Below are 18532 nucleotides of genomic sequence, written 5' to 3'. Positions count from 1 at the left end.
CCCTTGGTCGAGCGGCTCCCCGGTCGCTTCGAGGCGCTCCAGCACCGGCCGCTCGACCTCGATCCGCCACAGCGTGTCACCGTCCTCGCGATAGCCGGTGCGCAGCGGCGCGTGCCGTTCGACGACGTCGTCGAGAGCGGCCGCGAAGACGTCCGGATCCACGCCGTGAAAGGCGAAGGCGAGGTCCCAGCCGCCATGGTGGGTCCGCCACAGGTGCCGCTGACCGGGAGCGGCCCGCTCGTCCGGGCCGACCCCGGATGGCCGGGCGACCAACGGCGGACGGACTACCGGACCGGACGGCCGGTCGACCAGCCGGGCCAGCCCGGCCACGGTCGGGGTGTCGAACACGTCGCGCACCCGCAGGTCGGTGCCGAACTCGGCCCGGACCAGCCCGATCAGCCGCATGCAGGACATCGAGTGCCCGCCGAGCGCGAAGAAGTCGTCGTGGACGCCCACCCGGGGCACTCCCAGGATCCCGGCGAACAGGCCGGCCATCCGGGTCTGGGCCTCGGTGACCGGGGCCGCGTCGCCGACCAGGGCCGACCAGTCCGGCGCGGGCAGCGCCCGCCGGTCCACCTTGCCGTTGGGGGTACGCGGCAGCGCGCCGTCCACCACCATGATCAGCGCCGGCACGAGATAGCTGGGCAGCCGTGCGGCCAGGTCAGCGCGCACGGCGGCGGGGTCTAGCAAACCGGCGACGGGGTCGAGCGGTCCGGCGTCAGGGACAAGCAAACCGGCGTCGGGGTCGAGCGGGCCAGCGGCGGGGACGACGTACCCGATGAGCCGGGTGGTGTCACCGGACCGGTCGACCACGACGACGGCCTGGGCCACCAGCGGGTGCGTGGTCAGGGCCGTCTCGACCTCGGCCGGCTCGATCCGGTGCCCGCGGATCTTCACCTGGTCGTCGACCCGGCCCAGGAAGTCGATCAGGCCGTCGGCCCGCCACCGGGCCCGGTCACCGGTGCGGTACATGCGGGCGCCGGGCGGCCCGTACGGGTCGGCGACGAACCGCTGGGCGGACAGTCCGGGCCGCCCGAGGTAGCCGCGGGCCAGCCCCCGGCCGGCGATGTAGAGCTCGCCGACCGCGCCCGGCGGCACCGGCTGCAGGCGCCCGTCGAGCACGTAGGCCACGGTGTTCGGGTCGGGGACACCGATCGGCACCGCACCTGTCCAGTCCGGTTCGGCCCGCCAGAGCGTCGAGTTCACCGTCGCCTCGGTCAACCCGTACGCGACGAACAAATGCAGTGTGGCCGCCCAGCGGGCGATCACCTGGGGCGGCACCTGCTCGGTGCCGACCAGCACGGTGAGCCCGGCCGGAAGCTCGGCCCCGGGCGGCAGCGCGGCCACCAGCGACGGCGGCAGGATCGCGTGGGTCACCCCGTACCGCGACAGCAATTGGGTCAGGGCCGGCCCGGGGGTGCGGGCGTCGTCAGGCGCGATCACCAGGCGGGCCCCGGTGGCCAGGGCCATCGACACCTCGAACGCGAACACGTCGAAGCCGACCGAGGCGAACTGCAGGATGCCGCTCGCGGCCGTCACGCCCATCGGGTCGATGCCGGTGGCGACCAGGCTGCCGATCCCCTCGTGGGTGACGGTGACGCCCTTGGGCCGGCCGGTGGAGCCGGAGGTGTAGATGACGTACGCGGCGTGGTCGATCCCGTCCGGAGCGGCCGGGAGCGCGACCGCTGGGTACTCGGCGTCGACCAGCACCAAGTCGACCGGCACCGGGTCGACCTCGTCGAGCACCGGCAGTGTGCCGGCGACCGCGCCGGTGGTCAGCACGTGCCGGGTGCCCGAGTCGGTGAGCATGAACGCCAGCCGGTCGGCCGGATGCTGCAGGTCGAGCGGCAGGAACGCGGCGCCCAGTTCGAGGACGGCGACCACCGCCACGATGGTCTCCAGCGACCGGGGTGTGGCGATGGCGACGATGCTCTCCGGGCGCACCCCGCGAGCGTGCAGCTCGCCGGCCAGCCGGTCGGCCCGGCCGGCCAGTTCGGCGTAGGTGAGGGTGCGGTCGCCGTCGACCACGGCGAGCGCGTCCGGCGTCTCGGCGGCCCTGGCGGCGAAGGCGGCGGACAGGCTCAGTTCCGCCACCGTACGGGCGGTGTCGTTGAACGTGCGCAGCACACGGTCACGCTCGTCGTCGACCATGATGCCGAGCCCACTCAGCGACGCGGCCGGGTCGGCCACCACCGCGGTGGCCAGCGCGATCAGCCGCCGGGCGAGCAGTTCCACCGTCGGCCGGTCGAACAGCTCGGTGCGGTAGACGAGCCGGACGGACCCGGCGTCCATCTCCACCACCAGGTCGAACCGGGCCGTGCCGGTCGGCAACGGCTCGTCGCCGACCGCCAGGCCGGCCAGGGTGAACGTGTCGGCCGCCGGGTTGCGGTGCACGACCATCACCTGGAACAGCGGGTGCCGCGACAGCGACCGGGGCGGGTTGACCGCCTCGACCACCGATTCGAACGGCACGTCCTGATGCGCGAAGGCGGCCAGGGCGGCCTCTCGCACCCGGTCCAGGAGGGTGGCGAAGCCGGGGTCGCCGCTCAGGTCGGTGCGCAGCACCAGCGTGTTGACGAAGAACCCGACCAGGTCGTGCAGCGCCTCCTCGGTGCGGCCGGCGATCAGCGCGCCCAGCGGGATGTCGTCGCCGGCCCCGAGCCGGTGCAGCAGGGCCGCGGTCAGCGCGTGCGCCACCATGAACGGGCTGGCGCCGCTGTCGGCGGCGAGCTGCCGCAGACCGCGGGCCACGTCGGCCGGCAGGTCGACGGTCACCTCGGCGCCGTCGGCGCTCGGCTCGGCCGCCCGGGGCCGGTCGAGCGGCAGCGGGATCTCCTCGGGGACGCCGTCCAGGGTGGTGCGCCAGTAGGCCTCCTGCTCGGGGCCGACCCGGGTCAGCAACTCGCGCTGCCACAGGGTGTAGTCGGCGTACTGGACCGGCAGCGGTTGAAGGGCCGCACCCTCGTACGCCGCTGACAGGTCGGCCAGGAACGGCCCGTCCGACCATTCGTCGGTCACGATGTGGTGCAGCAGCAGGACGAGCACGTGGTCGTCGGGATCCCGGCGGATGACGGTGGCCCGCAGCGGCAGGTCGGCGGTGAGGTCGAACGGCCGGGCGGCGAGGTCGGCCACGTCGGCGTCGTCCACCACGGCGAGCGCCGGACGGGCCTGGTCGGCGGGCAGGATCCGCTGGTACGGCTCGCCGTCCAGTGCGGTACCGATGACCGTACGCAGGATCTCGTGTCTGGTGACCACGGTGTGCAGCGCGTCGTGCAACCGGTCCAGGTCGAGCGGGCCGCGCAGGCGCAGCGTCAGCGGGAAGTTGTACGCGGCCGACGGCCCGTGCATCCGGTCCAGGGTCCAGAGCCGGCGCTGCGCGAAGGACAACGGCAGGCGTTCGGGCCGGGCCACCGACCGCAGCACCGGCCGCGAGGACGAGCTGCCGGTGACTCGCGCGGCCAGCTCGGCCACCGTCGGCGCCTCGAACAGGTCACGGATCGACAGTTCCGCCCCGAGTGCCGTCCGGGCCCGGCTGACCAGGCGGATCGCCAGCAGCGAGTGCCCGCCGAGGTCGAAGAAGCCGTCGTCGACACCGACCCCGGGCACACCCAGCAGATCGGCGTAGATCTCGCAGAGCGCGGCCTCGGCCGGGGTCGACGGGGGCCGGGTGGCGGCCGAGGTCTGCACGGTGGCGGCCGGCAGCGCGCGGATGTCGAGTTTGCCGTTGACGGTCAGCGGCAGCCGGTCCACCGCGACGAAGGCGGCCGGGACCATGTAGTCCGGCAGCCGTTGTTTGAGCGCAGCACGCACCCCCGGCAGGAGGCTGTCGTCCCATTCCGGGCCCCGTACCAGGAACGCGGCCAGGCGTTTCGCCCCGTCCGCGTTCTGCACCACCACGGCGGCCTGGGCCACCCCCGGCAGGGCCGCCAGCGCCGACTCGATCTCGGCCGGTTCGATCCGGTAGCCGCGGATCTTCACCTGGTCGTCGGTACGGCCCAGGAAGTCGAGGTTGCCGTCCGGGCGGCGCCGCACCAGGTCACCGGTGCGGTACATCCGCTCCCCCGGCCCGCCGAAGGGGTCGGCCACGAACCGTTCCGCGGTCAGCCCGGTCTGCCGGTGGTAGCCGCGGGCCAGGCCGATCCCGCCGATGTACAGCTCGCCCGGCGCACCCGGCACGGCCGGGCGCAGGAACTCGTCGAGGATGTAGGCGCGGGTGTTCCAGATGGCCGTGCCGACCGTCGGGGTGGCGCTGTCCTCGGTGCCGCCGCCGAGCGTGTTGATCGTGTACTCGGTCGGCCCGTACAGGTTGTAGCCGGTGACACCGTCGGTGTCGCGCAGCCTGCTCCACACCGTGTCCGGCACCGCCTCACCGCCGAGCAGCACCAGCGGCGGCCGGACCCGCTCCAGGAGTCCCTGGTCGATCAGGTGGTGGGCGTACGTCGGGGTCACGTTGACCACGTCGATGCGGTGCTCGTCGCAGTAGTCGACCAGCCCGGCGGCGTCGCGGCGCAGCTGCTCGTCGCAGATGTGCACCTCGTGGCCCTCGACGAGCCAGAGCAGCTCCTCCCACGACATGTCGAAGGCGAACGAGACGGTGTGCGCGATCCGCAGCCGCCGCCCGGCCGCCGCCACCACCGGGCCGAAGATCGCCGCACGGTGGTTGAGCTGCATGTTGGTCAGGCCCCGGTACGGCGTGACGACACCCTTGGGCCGCCCGGTCGACCCGGAGGTGTAGATGATGTACGCCGGATGTTCGAGCCGCTGCCGGTCGCCACGGGTGTCCGGCACCACGACGTCGGGGAACTCGACCGGCCCGTCCAGTTCCACCACCGGCGCCGTGGCCGGGGGCAGCAGCGGGGTCACCGCCGCGACGGTCAGCACGCACAGCGGTGACGTGTCGGCGAGCATCAGGGCGAGCCGCTCGGCCGGCAGGTCCAGTTCCAGCGGCAGATAGGCCGATCCGGTCCGCAGGACCGCGAACAGGGCCGCGACCATGTCCAGGTTCCGGGGCAGCGCGAGCGCGACGACCTTCTCCGGTCCGGCCCCGCGAGCCGTCAGCAGCCGGGCGATCTGATCGACCCGTTCGTCGAGTTCCGCGTAGGTGAGCCGCTGTGACCCGGCCACCAGCGCGACCTCGCCGGGGGTCCGGGCCGCCTGGGCGGCCAGCAGGTCGGCGACGGTGTCGGTGCCGACCGGGTTGCGCGTACGGTCCCAGTCGGCGCGCAGGATCCGCCGGTCGTCGCCGGTGAGCAGGTCGAGGGCGCCGACCGGTCGCTCCGGGCTGGTCACGATCCGCGTCAGCACCGCGGCCAGCCGGTCCAGCAGCGCTCGCGCGGCCGGTCCGTCGACCACCTCGGGCCGGTGGTCGAGCGCGATCCGGATCCGGGTGGCCGGGGTGACCACCACCGTCAGCGGATAGTGGGTGGCGTCCACGCTGTCGACGGTCTCGATGCCGTGCCGGCGTTGCAGGTCGGCCGATTCGCCCTCGTCGACGAAGTTCTGCATCACGTAGAGCGTGTCGAACAGCTGGGTGTGCCCGGTCGCCCGCTGGATGTCGGCCAGGCCCACATGGTCGTAGTCCATCAGGGTGAGCCGCTGGTCACGCAGGCGCAGCAGCAGGTCGCGCACGGACTCACGGGGGTCGGGCGTCACCCGGACCGCAACGGTGTTGAGGAACAGCCCCACGATGCTGTCGACCAGTGGGACGTCGCCGTGGCGACCGGCCACGGTCATGCCGAAGACGACGTCGCCGCGCCCGGTGAACGCGCCGAGCACCAGGCCCCAGGCCGCGCTGAACACGGTGTTCAGGGTGAGGCCGTGCGCGCGGGCGGCGTCGCGCAGCCGCTCGGACAGCACCGCCGGCAGCTCGATCGTGTGCCGCTCGGGCAGGGCGGGGGCCAGGCTACGGTCGGCCGGCCCGACCATCGTCGGCTCGGTCAGCCCGGCCAGGGCGTCCCGCCAGCGCTCGATCGCCGTCACCGTGTCCTGCCGGCCGAGCCAGACCAGATGATCCCGGTACGACCCGGCGGGCGGCAGTCCGGTGGCGTCACCGTCCCGTTCGTAGAGCGTGAACAGCTGCTCGACGAACAGCTCCTCGGACCAGCCGTCCCACAGGATCAGGTGATGGCTGACGACGAGCCGGTCCCGGCCGCCGGGCATCCGGATCACGGTCAGCCGGCACAGCGGCGGGTTCGCCAGGTCGAACGGCCGGGCCCGGTCGGCCGCCATCGCCGCGGCCACATCCGCTGCCGAGCACGCCTCGACCTCCTCGATCGGCAGGGCCAGACCGTCCGCGACGAACTGCACCGGCCGGCTCAGCCCGTTGCTGGCGAACCCGGCGCGCATGCCGTCGTTACGGGCCAGCAGCGCGGCCCCGGCCCGGCGCAGACGATCGAGGTCGACCCGGTAGCCGAGGTCGAAGGCATCCTGCCCGGTGTAGACGTCGAGCGCGCCGGCGTCGTAGCTGGCGTGGAAGTACAGCCCCTCCTGCAACGGCGACAGCGGCCAGACGTCACCGACCGGGGCCGTGCTGATCGCGCGTACCCGGTCCAGCTCCTCCGCGGACAGCGGCAACAGCGTCGGCCAGCCGGCCACCTCACGCAGCGCCGCCGCCCAGCCGTCGGCCACGGCTGTGACGTCGTCCTCGGCCAACGGCCCCTCGACCCAGGTCCAGGTGGCGACCAGTTCGGGCCCGCGGCCGGTCTCCTCGCACACGACGTCGACCTGCAGCAGATGGGCCGGCTCCAGGCCGCCGTTGACCTCGGTCGGCAGCTCCTCGACGGCCGGGGTCCACGGCTCGCCGGTACCGGCCGGGAACCGCCCGTAGTAGTTGAACAGCACCTGCGGCGCGGCAAGCCGGGCCAGCAGCGGCGCGGTCTGGGCGTTCAGATAGCGCAGCATGCCGTAGCCGAGGCCACCGTCCGGCACGTCGGCCAGCCGATGACCGCCACCGGCGCCGAGCCGCACCGGGTGCACGGCGGTGAGCCAGCCGACCGTACGAGAAAGATCGAGTCCTGGTTCGATGTCCTCCCGGCCGTGCCGCTCGACCTCGACCAGCAGATCGGCCCCGCTCGCGCCCCGCCAGCCGTCGACGCCGCGATACAGCGCCCCCAGCAGTACGTCGGTGATGTCAGCGGTGAGCAGCGCCCGTGTCTCGGCGACGCCCAACCGGGTCGTGCGGCGGCGGGCCCCGTCGCCGGGCACACCGGTGATCCCGGGCACCAGCTCGGCGCCGGGGGCGAGCACCCGCATCCAGTGTTCGAGTTCGCCCAGCCGTTGCGGGTTCTGTGCCTGGTTCTGCACGGCTCGGGCGTAGCGGCGCAACGAAGTTCCGGCCGACGGTAGCGACTGCCCGGCCGCGGCCGTGGCCAGGTCGTCGAGCAGGATGCGCCAGGACACCCCGTCCACCACCAGGTGGTGGACCATCAGCAGCAGGCGGCCGGGGCGGTCGCCGGCGTCGAACCAGACGGCCTGCAGCATGCGGCCCTCGCCGGGATCCAGGCGGTCGACGGCGGCCGCGGTCTCGGCCGCGATCAGCGCGGCGGTCGGCTCCGGCGCGTCGACCCGGCGGATCAGGTCACGAGCATCGACGGCCGGCATGGTCTCCGTGGTCCACAGCACCGAGGCGATGCGCCGCAACCGCAACCGCAGCCCGTCGTGCCGGTCGAGCACCGCCTGCAGAACGCCTGGCACGTCGGCGTGGGCGGGAACGGTCAGCAGCACGGGCAGGACGAACCGGTCGATCGCAGCGCCGGTGTCACGCAGCCAGTTCACGATCGGCAACAGCGGCACGTCCCCGACGCCGTCGGACTCCACCAGCTCCGGGGGGACCGGTACAGCCGGAAGACTCGCGGCCAAGGCACGCGGGGTGCGCCGGGTCAGCACGTCGCGCGGCGTGACGGGAAGGCCGAGGCGGCGGGCCCGGCTGGAGACGGCGATGGACAGGATGCTGTCGCCACCGAGGGCGAAGAAGTCACCATCGGCATCGACGTCCGGCAGGGCGAGGACAGCGGCGAAGACCCCGGCGATCGTCCGTTCCCGATCATCGCGCGGAGCCTCCGCGAACCCGTCGGAAGCGGCGGCATCGGAGGCGGCGGCATCGGAGGCGGCGGCATCGGCCGCAGAGACGTTCTCCGCGCGGGCGCCGGACAGGGCGGCGATCGCGGCTCGGTCGATCTTGCAGTTGCCGGTCAGCGGCAGGGCGTCGACGACCAGGACGACCGACGGGACCAGCGCGGCCGGCAGAGCGGCAGCGGCCGCCGTGACCAGGGCCGGGCCGTCGGGCCGGGACACACCCGGCTCCGGTACGACACAACCGATCAGCCGGACCCCACCGGAACCCGTGGCCGTGGGCGCGACCGCGGCCTGCGCCACCCCGGGCTGGGCGGCCAGCCACGCCTCGACCTCAGCCGGGTCGATCCGGGCGCCCCGCACCTTGAGCTCGTCGTCGGCACGACCGATATAGGTCACCGTTGCACCGGCGTCGCGGCGCACCAGGTCACCGGTGCGGTACATCCGCTCCCCCGGCGCCCCGAACGGGTCGGCGACGAACCGGTGCGCGGTCTCGGCGGTGCGGCCGAGGTAGCCGCGGGCCAGCTGCGCCCCGGCCACGTACAGCTCCCCCGCCGCTCCGTCCGGCACCGGCTGCAGGTGGTCGTCCAGCACGTACAGCCGGGTGTTGCCGACCGGGCCGCCGATCGGCACGGCCGGGCCGTGGTCGCCGTCGTTGGGCCACCAGGTGACCTGGACCGTGGTCTCGGTCGGGCCGTAGAAGTTGTCGAGCCGCGTGCCGGTCAGCTCGTGCCACCGCCGCGCCAGTTCGCCGGTCAGGGCCTCCCCGCCGCTGGACACCCAGCGCAGCGTCGAGGCCCAGCCCGGTTCCGCGCACACCTCGTCGGAGAGCAGGAACGCGGCTGCCAGCGACGGCACCATGGTCATGGCGGTCACCCGGTGCCGCCGGATCAGCGCCACCAGATCGGCCGGGTCCTGCGCGGCGCCGTCCGGGGGAAGCACCACCGCCGCGCCCGTGCAGAGCGGCCAGAAGATCTCCCACACCGAGACGTCGAAGCCGATCGGCGCGAGCTGCAGCACCCGGTCGTCGTCGCCGAGCGGGAACTCCCGCCGCGACCATTCGAGCTGGCTGACGATGGCCCGGTGGCTGACCACCACGCCCCGGGGACGGCCGGTCGAGCCCGAGGTGTAGAGCAGGTAGGCCGCGTTGTCCGGCCCGGCGGCGACCAGCGGCAGGGCCGGGCCCACCACCGGACGGTCGCCGGCCAGCACATAGGACAGCCCCTCTCGCCGGGGCAGGCGGGCGATCAGGTCGGCGGTGGTCACGACGACACTGACACCGGCGTCGTCGAGCGCGCCGGTCAGCCGGCCGGCCGGGAGGGCCGGATCCAGCGGCAGGTAGGCGGCCCCGGACTTCAGCACGCCGAGCAGCGCGACGATCAGCTCGGCCCGGCGCGGCACCGCCACGCCGACGATCCGTTCCGGCCCGGCGCCCTGGGCGACCAGGCGGGCGGCCAGCTCGGCGGCCCGGTCGTCCAGCTCCCGGTAGGTCAGGCTGCGTTCCCCGGCCAGCACCGCGACGGCGTCCGGGGTGCGGGCGGCCTGCGCGGCAACCAAGGCCGGCAGGGTGGTCCCGGGAATGGCGAACCGGGGCCCGTCCAGCGCCGGCGCCACCGCGTCGTGCAGGGCGATCCGGCCGACCGGCTCGGCCGGGGCGTGCACCACGGCGGCCAGCAGCCGGGCCAGTCCGGTACGGATCCGGTGCACGGTGTCCGGGGTGACCCGGGCCGGGTCGTACTCGAGGGTGAGCCCGAGCCGCGGGCCGGGCGCCACCAGCAGGGTGACCGGGTAGTGGGTGGCCTCGCGGAACGAGACCCCGGTGACCCGGAGCCCGCCGGCCGGGTCCTGCAGCCCGGCGTGGTCGGGATAGTTCTCCACGACGACGAGCGAGTCGAACAGGTCGGCCCCGGCCAGCCGCTGGATCGCGGCCAGCCCGAGGTGCTGGTGGTCGAGCAGCGCCGCCTGCTCGCCGGCGATCCGGGTCAGCAGGTCTACCAGGGGCTCGGCGGCGGACCAGCGCATCCGGACCGGGACGGTGTTGATGAACAGGCCGATCATCGACTCGATGCCCACGACCTCGGCCTGCCGGCCGGACACGACGCTGCCGAAGGCCACGTCCCGGCGGCCGGTCAGGCGGCCGAGCAGCAGACCCCAGGTGCCGTGCAGGACGGTGCCGAGGGTGAGGCCGTGCGCGCGGATCCGGTGCGGCAGGGCGGTGACGACATCGTCCGCAAGCTCGATCGCGACCTGGCGCACCGGGCCGGCGGTCGCCTCGCCCGAGGCCAGCAGCGTGGGTTCGGTGAAGCCGGCCAGGGCCGCCTGCCAGGCGTCGGTTGCGGTCCGCTGGTCGCGCGAGGCCAGCCATTCCAGATAGCGCCGGTACGGGGTGACAGCGGCCGGCCGGGGCGGTTCGCCGTCCGGGGCGTAGCCGTCGAGCACGTCGCGCAGGAACACCGCCACCGACCAGCCGTCGGTGACGATGTGGTGGTGGGTCAGGACCAGCGTGTGCCGGTCGTCGGCGTGCCGCACCAGCAGGCAGCGCAGCAACGGCGGCGACCCGAGGTCGAACCCGGCCGCCCGCTCCTCGGCCAGCAGCCCGTCCAGATCACCGGCTCCGTCGACGGCGCGCCACGGCACGACGACACCGTCCACGACGACCTGGACGACACGGCCGTCGGCCAGTTCGTGGAAGGCGGCTCGCAACGGGGCGTGCCGGTCCAGCACCCGCTGCACGGATCGGCGCAGCGCGCCCGCGTCCAGCGGACCGTCCAGGGTGACGAATTGCTGCACCTCGTACCGGTCGTCGCCGTCCTGGGCGTGGAAGTAGAAACCGAGTTGCAGCGGGGTCGGCGGCAGCACGTCGGCGGCCACCGGCAACGCGTCGATGTCGTCCTGGGTCAGCGCCGTCAGCGGGAAGTCCGACGGGGTGTGCCCACCGGCGCCGGGCTCCGCCGCGTGCGCGACCAGGGCGGCGAGCGCGGTGAACCAGCCCTCGGCCAGCTCGGCCACTGCTGCTTCGTCGATCAGTGCGTCCGGGTAGGCCCAGGTCACGCCCAGCCGCGGCCCGTCCGGGAAGTCCTCGGTGAAGGCGTTGATCTCCAGGGTGTACGGGGCGACAGGCATCTCGGCGTCGTACCCGCCGGCCAGCACGCCCGCGCCCGGCACCGGCGTCCACGGCACGTCCGGGCCCGCGGCGACCGCGAACCGGCCCAGGTAGTTGAAACTGATCTGCGGTACGGGCAGAGCGGCCAGCACCGCCGCGGTCTCCGGGTTGAGATGGCGCAGCAGCCCGAAGCCGAGCCCGTGGTCGGGCACCGCGTTCAGCTGCTCCTTGATGAGCTTGAGCGCGCCGCCGATGTCCGCCCCGCCCACGGGGCCGAGATCCAGCCGTACCGGAAAAATGCTGGTGAACCAGCCCAGCGTGCGCGAAAGACGTACCGCAGGGTCGATCTGCTCCTCCCGGCCGTGGCCTTCGAGAGCCACCAGCACCGGCGGTGTGCCGATGCCCCGGCCCCGGCGCCAGTCGGTGACGGCGAGGGCCAGCGCGGTCAGCAGCACGTCGTTGACCCCGGCGTGGAACGCGGCCGGAACGCTGGTCAGCAGGGCCGAGGTGGTCTCGGCCGGAAGGCGCAGGGTCAGCCGCCGTACCGAGTGCAGGTCACCCACCGGGTCGAGCGGGCGGCTCCCGAACGCCGGGTCGTCACCGGTGAGCTGCCCGGTCCAGTGCGCGAGCTCGGCGATCCGGTCCGGCCGGTACGCGTCGGCCGTGGTGATCTCCGCCCAGCGCTTCAGGGGCGTGCCGACCGGCGCGAGTGCGGCGCCGGCGCCCGCCTCGGCCAGGTCGGGCAGCAGGATCCGCCACGAGACCCCGTCCACGACGATGTGGTGCACGACCAGCACCAGATAGCCGGGGCGGCCGGCGCCGGTGTCCAGCCAGACCGCCTGGGCCATCACGCCGGCCTCGGGGTCGAGCCGGTGGCCCGCCTGCTGTGCCGCGTCGTCGGCCAGGGTGCGGATCCGGCTCTCGGACAGCCCGGCCGCGTCGATCCGCTGCAGCCACCGCCCAGCGTCGACGGAGCCGGGAGCCCCGATCACGAGCCGGCCGGGGGAACCCGGCGTGGCCCGTACCAGCCGGGACCGCAGCGCGTCGTGCCGGTCGGCCACCGACCGCAGGGTACGAACCAGGTCGGCGCCGGCCGGCACCCGTACCAGCAGCCACTGGTTGAAGGCCCGGAAGTCGCCGCCGCACTCGTCGAGCCAGGCCATGATCGGCAGCAACGGCATGTCACCCACACCGGCCGCCGGATCGTCGGCCGTCTCGCTGCCGGTGGTGGTCAGCACCGGCGCCAGCGCGGCCACCGTCCGGTGCTGGAACACCTGCCGCGGGGTGACGACCAGACCGGCCTGCCGAGCCCGGATCACCAGCTGGATCGAGACGATGCTGTCGCCGCCCAGCGCGAAGAAGTCGTCGTCCACGCCCACCTCGGGCAGCCCGAGCACCTCGGCGTAGAGGGCGCAGAGCACCTCCTCGCGGGCGTCCCGGGCCGCGCCGCCGGTGGTCAGCGCGGCGAAGTCGGGCCGGGGCAGCGCGGCCCGGTCCACCTTGCCGGCGGTGGTCATCGGGATCCGGTCGAGCGGCACGAACGCCGACGGCACCATGTAGTCGGGCAGCCAGCTGCGGGCGTACGCACGCAGCTGGTTCATCAACGCGGTGGCGTCGCGGAAGGGGGCCGGCCGGTTCACGTACCGCCCGGTTCCCGCGGGGCGGTAGGCCGGTGGCGGCAGCGCGCCCGACGGTGTGAAGACGGCGTCGAGGCGCCCGTCGCGGGCGCCCGGGGTGAAGGTGACGTCGACGCTCCAGCCGTGCTCCGCGGCCAGCCGGTGCAGGTCCTCGGGGTCTCGGGCCGGCCCGGCGACCGTCTCGGCCGGAGCGTCGAGGGCGTCCAGCGCCGCCACGTCGGCCGTCAGCCGGGCGTTGGGGATGCCGCTGACCCGCTGCGGGCGGGCCCCGGTGAAGTCGAGCCCGTCCCAGGTGACCTCCTCGGCCGGCTCGATCGCCACGGCCGGGGCGGTGCCCAGCACCACGTCGTACCGGTGGCGGGTCAGCTCGTTGTGGAAACGACCGCGCTTGACCCGCACGTCCACGGTGGTCACACCGGGCACCGTGGCGAACAGGTCGGGGTCGACGAGCAGCTCGCCCTCCCACAGCACGGCCCGCCGCACCGCGGGCCCGGCCTCGGCCGGGCCGGCGCCCGGGTGCCGGACGGCCTCGATGCCCGCCCGCAGCGCCGGCAGCAGCCGCAGGTGCCGGACGTCGCCCAGGAAGACCGACCCGCCCGGCGCCAGCAGGCCGACCGCCTTGGTCAGCACGTCGGTCAGGTAGTCGACGCCCGGGAAGTACTGCGCCACCGAGTTGATCACGATGGTGTCGAACAGACCAGCGGGCAGGCCGGCCACGTCGTCGGCCGGGCGGGCCGACAGCTCGACCTCGGGGAAGTGTCCCCGCAGGGTGTGGATGGCCTCCTCGGACAGGTCGGTCCCCCAGTACGTCTCGACGTGCGGGGCGATCCGGGACAGCAGCAGCCCGCTGCCGACGCCGATCTCGAGCACCCGGCGCGGGCGCAAGGCGAGGATCGCGCCGACGGTGGCGTCACGCCATTCGCGCATCTGCTCGACCGGGATCGGAAGCCCGTCGTAGCTGCTGTTCCAGCCGGTGAAATTCTCGGCCCAGGACTCGGTACGGCCCGCGGTGTAGAGCAGCTCGTGCAGCTCCTTCCACTGCCCGACCTGCTCGGCGGCGGCGTCCAGCCGGGGCACGACGTAGGCGGCCAGGCGGACGTCGCCCGGCTTGTCCTCGCGGGCCACCACGGCGACCTGGGCGACGGCCGGGTGCTGGCCGATCACCGTCTCGATCTCGCCCGGCTCGATCCGGTAGCCGCGCACCTTCACCTGGTTGTCGGCCCGGCCCACGAACTCGAGCCGCCCGTCCTCACGCCGGCGCACCAGGTCGCCGGTGCGGTAGAGACGGTCGCCGGGCGCGCCGTACGGGTCGGCGACGAAGCGTTCCGCGGTGAGCGCCGGCCGACCCAGATAGCCGCGGGCCAGGCCGGATCCGCCCAGGTAGAGCTCGCCGACCGCACCGGCCGGAACCGGCTGCAACACGGCGTCCAGCACGTGACACGTGGTGTCCGGGTCGCCCACCCCGATCGGCACGGTGGCCCCGGGCGGGGTCGCGGGGTCGCACCGGCCCAGCGTGGAGTTGACGGTGGCCTCGGTCGGCCCGTAGGCGTTGAACATCGAGCGGCCGACCGCCCACCGGTTGACCAGCTCGGCCGAGACCCGTTCGGTGCCGGCCAGCAGCGTCGCACCGGCCGGCAGGGTGCACTCGGGTGGCAGGGCGGCCAGCAGCGCCGGTGGCAGGATCATCATCGTGGTGCCGTGGTGGTGGATGTAATCGGTCAGCTCCGGGCCGGGCACCCGCCGTTCGGCCGGCACCACGATCAGCCGGCCGCCGGTGAGCAGGCCGTTGCACAGGTCGAAGAACGCCACGTCGAAGCTCGGCGAGGCGAACTGCAGCACCCGGCTGTCCGGGCCCAGCCCGAGCCGCTCGGTGCCGGTGGCCAGCAGCTTGGCCACGCCGGAATGCGACACGACGACACCCTTGGGCCGCCCGGTCGACCCCGAGGTGTAGATGACGTACGCGGCGTTGGCCGGGGTGATCTCCGCCGCGGGATCGCTGCTCGGCCGGCCGGTCAACTCCTCGGCGAAGTCCGGGCTGTCGAGCAGCACTGCTGCGGTGTCCAGCACCGCCGCCAGGCCGGTGGTGGTGAGCACACAGGCCGGGGCGGCGTCGGCCAGCAGGTAGGCGATCCGCTCGGCCGGGTAATCCGGGTCGATCGGCAGGTAGGCGGCACCCGCCTTGAGCACCGCCACCTCGGCCACGATCAGGTCGGCCGACCGGGGCAGGCACAGGCCCACCACCTGCTCCGGTCCGGCGCCCCGCGCGATCAGCGCGTGGGCGAGGCGGTTGGCCCGCTCGTCCACTTCGGCGTACGTGAGCACGGTGTCCTCGTAAACCACCGCCACCGCGTCCGGCCGGCGGCGGACCTGCACCGCGAGCAGCTCGGGCCAGGTCGCCTGGGTCACGACAGCATCGGTTCGCGCGAATTCGGGCACAGCGAAGTCCCGCCCCTCGAAGGTGACGTCGGTGAAGAAGGAACATGGCCTACTCGGCGAGCAGCGGCACCATCTGGTCGAGCGCGTACGGGATGCTCAGCACCGTGCTGAACGACAGCGCGGCGCCCAGCGGCGGCTCCTCGTACGGCAGGAAGACCGCACGGTTGTCCTTGGCCACCTGGAGCGTGTTGTAGACCCGATCGGCCTTGACCGTCTTCTCGGTGCCGGCGTCGGCCGTCAGGAAGACCAGCTTGTCCACGTCGACCAGGGACAGCTGCTCGGAGCCGATCTCGGCCGCGTACTCGTCACCGGCCGCCTTCACGATCGGGTCGGGCACGGTGAAGCCGAGCTTGGTCAGCAGCACGACCTTGGGGTCGGTGGGCGCGAAGACCGCGTACTTACCCGGCTCGTACGGCTCCACCACCGCCGCCGACTTCCCCTTGAACTCGGGGTGCTCGCCGGCGAGCTCGGCCAGCTGGGCGTCGACGCCGGCGATCAGCTTGTCGGCCTCGGCCGCCCTACCCAGCGCCTGCCCGGCCAGCTTGGTCATGTCCTGCCAGGGGGCGGCGTAGTCGTCGAAGCCGACGGGCTGGCCCACGGTCGGGGCGATCTGCGAGAGCTTGGTGTATTGATCCTTGCTCATGCCCGAGTACAGGGCCAGGATCAGGTCCGGCTTCAGCGCGGCGACCTTCTCCAGGTTGAATTCATCCCGCTCGCCGACGATCTCGGGCGCCTTTCCGGCCCACAAAGGCTGCGCCCAAGGCCATTTTCCGTACGGCCGCTCAAGGAACCAGTCGATCGCGCCGACCGGGACGACACCCAATGCGAGCACGGGATCCTGGTCGCTCAGTCCGAGCGTGACCACCCGGGCCGGGGCGGCCTTGATCTCGGTGGTGCCGTATTTGTGCTGCACGCTGACCGGGAATCCGGTGCCGGCGGACGCTCCGGCCGACGGCTTGACAGTGTCCTCGGCGGTCGAGCAGCCGGCGAGGACGAGAACCGCCACGGCCAGGACCGCGATCGAGAAGTTTTTGGATCTCGACACCGTGAACAACGGAACCCCTCCGACCTGGAGACATCGTCGGCCGTCATCGTAAGGTGAGCCTTACCTTAGCCACAAGAGTTCCCCTCCACCCCGTGATGGCTAGGCAACCCTTAGTATCAAACGGAACGTCCATCATGGAGGCGGCATGACCACGACGATCCGGCCAGCGGCCGCTGTGGCAACGGTGCCGAGACGTACCGCGCTATTGATCGTCGCCGTTGCCGTTCTTGCCTTCCTCTGCGTTCTCTCGCTGGCCGCCGGCAGCAAAGCGATCCCCCTCGACGAGGTGATCCGGGCGGTCACCGACCGGGCGGCCGACCCCCAGGCCGAGGCGATCGTCTGGGGCGTCCGGGTCCCCCGCACGATCTGCGCGATCCTGGTCGGGCTGGCGCTCGGGCTGGCCGGCGCCCTCATGCAGGGCCTCACCCGCAACCCCCTGGCCGACCCCGGTCTGCTCGGTGTCAGCGCCGGCGCGTCCTTCGCCATCGTCACCGCGGTGGCCTTCCTGGGCGTCACCGCCGCCTCCGGGTACGTGTGGTTCGCCCTCGCCGGAGCACTCGCCGGCGCCGTCGCCGTCCAGGTGCTGGGCAGCCTCGGCCAGGGCGGTGCCACCCCGGTCAAGATCGCCCTGGCCGGCATCGCCCTGACCTTCCTGCTCGGCTCCTGCACCAGCGCCATCGTGCTGCGCCACCCCGAGGCCCTCAACCGCTTCCGGTTCTGGTCGGCCGGCTCCCTGACCGGCGCCGACCCCGCCCTGCTGTGGCGGATGACGCCGTTCCTCGCCGCCGGCATCCTGCTCGCCGTCGCGGCCGGCCCCGCACTCAACAGCCTCGCCCTGGGCGACGACACCGCGATCGCCCTGGGCCGCCGGATCGGCCTGATCCGCCTGCAGGCCGTCCTGGCGGTCACCCTGCTGGCCGGCACGGCCGTCGCCATCGCCGGGCCGATCGTCTTCATCGGACTGGTGGTGCCGCACGTGGCCCGCCTGATCACCGGCCCCGACCACCGCTGGCTACTGCCGGCCACCGCCCTGCTCGCGCCCTGCCTGCTGCTGATCGCCGACATCATCGGCCGGGTGATCACCAGACCCGAGGAGGTGCAGGCCGGCATCGTGGTCGCGTTCCTCGGCGGCCCCTTCTTCATCGCCCTGGTCCGCCGCAACCGGACGGCGGAGCTCTGATGACCACGCGGACCACTCACGACGCCACCCTGCGGCCGGGCGCGTTCCGGCTGTCCGTCCCACCGGTCTCCGGCGTCGTCGCACCCCGTACCGCCGTGGTCTGCCTCGCCCTGGCCGCGGCGACGTTCGCCGTCCTGTGTGTCAGCCTGGCCCTCGGCGACTACCCGGTCAGCCTGCCCGACGTGCTGCGCGCCCTGGCCGGCTCGGACGACCCCGGCCCGTCGTTCATCATCCGCGAACTCCGTCTGCCCCGGGCGCTGACCGGTCTGCTGGCCGGCGCGGCGTTCGCGGTCTCCGGCGCCATCTTCCAGACCATCACCCGCAACCCCCTCGCGAGCCCCGACATGATCGGGATCAACGCGGGCGCGACGACCGCGGTGGTCGCCGGAATCGTGCTCGGCGCTGGCACCGGCCCCACGCTCGGGGTGCTGGGCGCGCTCGCCACCGCCGCGCTCATCTATCTCCTGGCCTGGCGGGGCGGGGCCGGCGGCTACCGCATCGTGCTGGTCGGCATCGGCGTCTCCTGGATGTGCACCAGCGCCACCGACTACCTACTGACGCACGCCAAGCTGCACGAGGCCCAGGAAGCATTCGGCTGGCTGGTCGGCAGCATCAACGGCCGCGGCTGGGAGACCGTGCTACCGCTGGCGATAGCCGTCGCCGTACTGCTGGCGCTGGTCCTGCCGCTGAGCCTGTGGAGCCGTACCCTGTCGCTCGGCGACGACGTGGCCCGGGGCCTGGGCACACCCGTACAACTCGCCCGGTTCGGCCTGCTGCTGGCCGGCGTCGGGCTGGTCGCCTTCGCCACCGCGGCCGCCGGGCCGGTGCTCTTCGTCGCCCTGGCCGCACCCCAGGTGGCCCAGCGCCTGGCCGGCCACGCCACCCCGCCGCCGGTCACCTCCGCGCTCACCGGCGCCCTCATGGTGCTCGCGAGCGACCTGCTCGCCCGCTATCTCCTCCCGGACGCCGACCTGCCGGTCGGCGTCGTCACCGGCGCGCTGGGCGCGGCATTCCTGCTGTGGCTGCTGGCGCGCGCCAACCGAGCCGGCTCTGGAGGCTGA

4 protein-coding genes are annotated in these 18532 nt (G+C 73.6%); 2 read left to right on the top strand and 2 right to left on the bottom strand.

What is annotated here, in order from left to right:
* Together Aco03nite_RS00180 and Aco03nite_RS00175 are read right to left on the bottom strand one after the other, a co-directional pair.
* On the bottom strand, positions 1-15216 hold a 15216-nt coding region (locus tag Aco03nite_RS00180; RefSeq protein WP_203792338.1), incomplete at its 3' end, for a non-ribosomal peptide synthetase.
* Between the two features lie 79 nt (positions 15217-15295).
* Positions 15296-16291: an iron-siderophore ABC transporter substrate-binding protein gene (locus Aco03nite_RS00175; RefSeq protein ID WP_239144798.1), complete on the bottom strand. Its 996-nt coding sequence runs from the start codon at positions 16289-16291 to the stop codon at positions 15296-15298.
* 145 nt (positions 16292-16436) lie between these two features.
* On the opposite strand from Aco03nite_RS00175, the gene Aco03nite_RS00170 reads away from it, so the two are divergent.
* The gene (locus tag Aco03nite_RS00170; protein ID WP_203792336.1) at positions 16437-17471 is read left to right on the top strand and encodes a FecCD family ABC transporter permease; all 1035 of its coding nucleotides are present in this window, start codon (positions 16437-16439) and stop codon (positions 17469-17471) included.
* On the top strand, positions 17471-18532 hold the full coding sequence (locus tag Aco03nite_RS00165) for a FecCD family ABC transporter permease (protein ID WP_203792334.1): 1062 nt from the start codon (positions 17471-17473) through the stop codon (positions 18530-18532). The genes Aco03nite_RS00170 and Aco03nite_RS00165 overlap by 1 nt, the downstream gene beginning before the upstream one ends.

Origin of the sequence: Actinoplanes couchii, assembly GCF_016862075.1 — a bacterium.
GTDB classification, from domain to species: domain Bacteria; phylum Actinomycetota; class Actinomycetes; order Mycobacteriales; family Micromonosporaceae; genus Actinoplanes; species Actinoplanes couchii.
The sequence above is the reverse complement of the archived record's forward strand: the minus strand, read 5'-3'. Positions and strand labels throughout refer to the sequence as shown.

Excerpts from the sequence above, each read along its gene's own strand:
- Aco03nite_RS00170 (WP_203792336.1), top strand. The coding sequence starts at position 16,437 with ATGACCACGACGATCCGGCCAGCGGCCGCTGTGGCAACGGTGCCGAGA.
- Aco03nite_RS00165 (WP_203792334.1), top strand. The coding sequence starts at position 17,471 with ATGACCACGCGGACCACTCACGACGCCACCCTGCGGCCGGGCGCGTTC.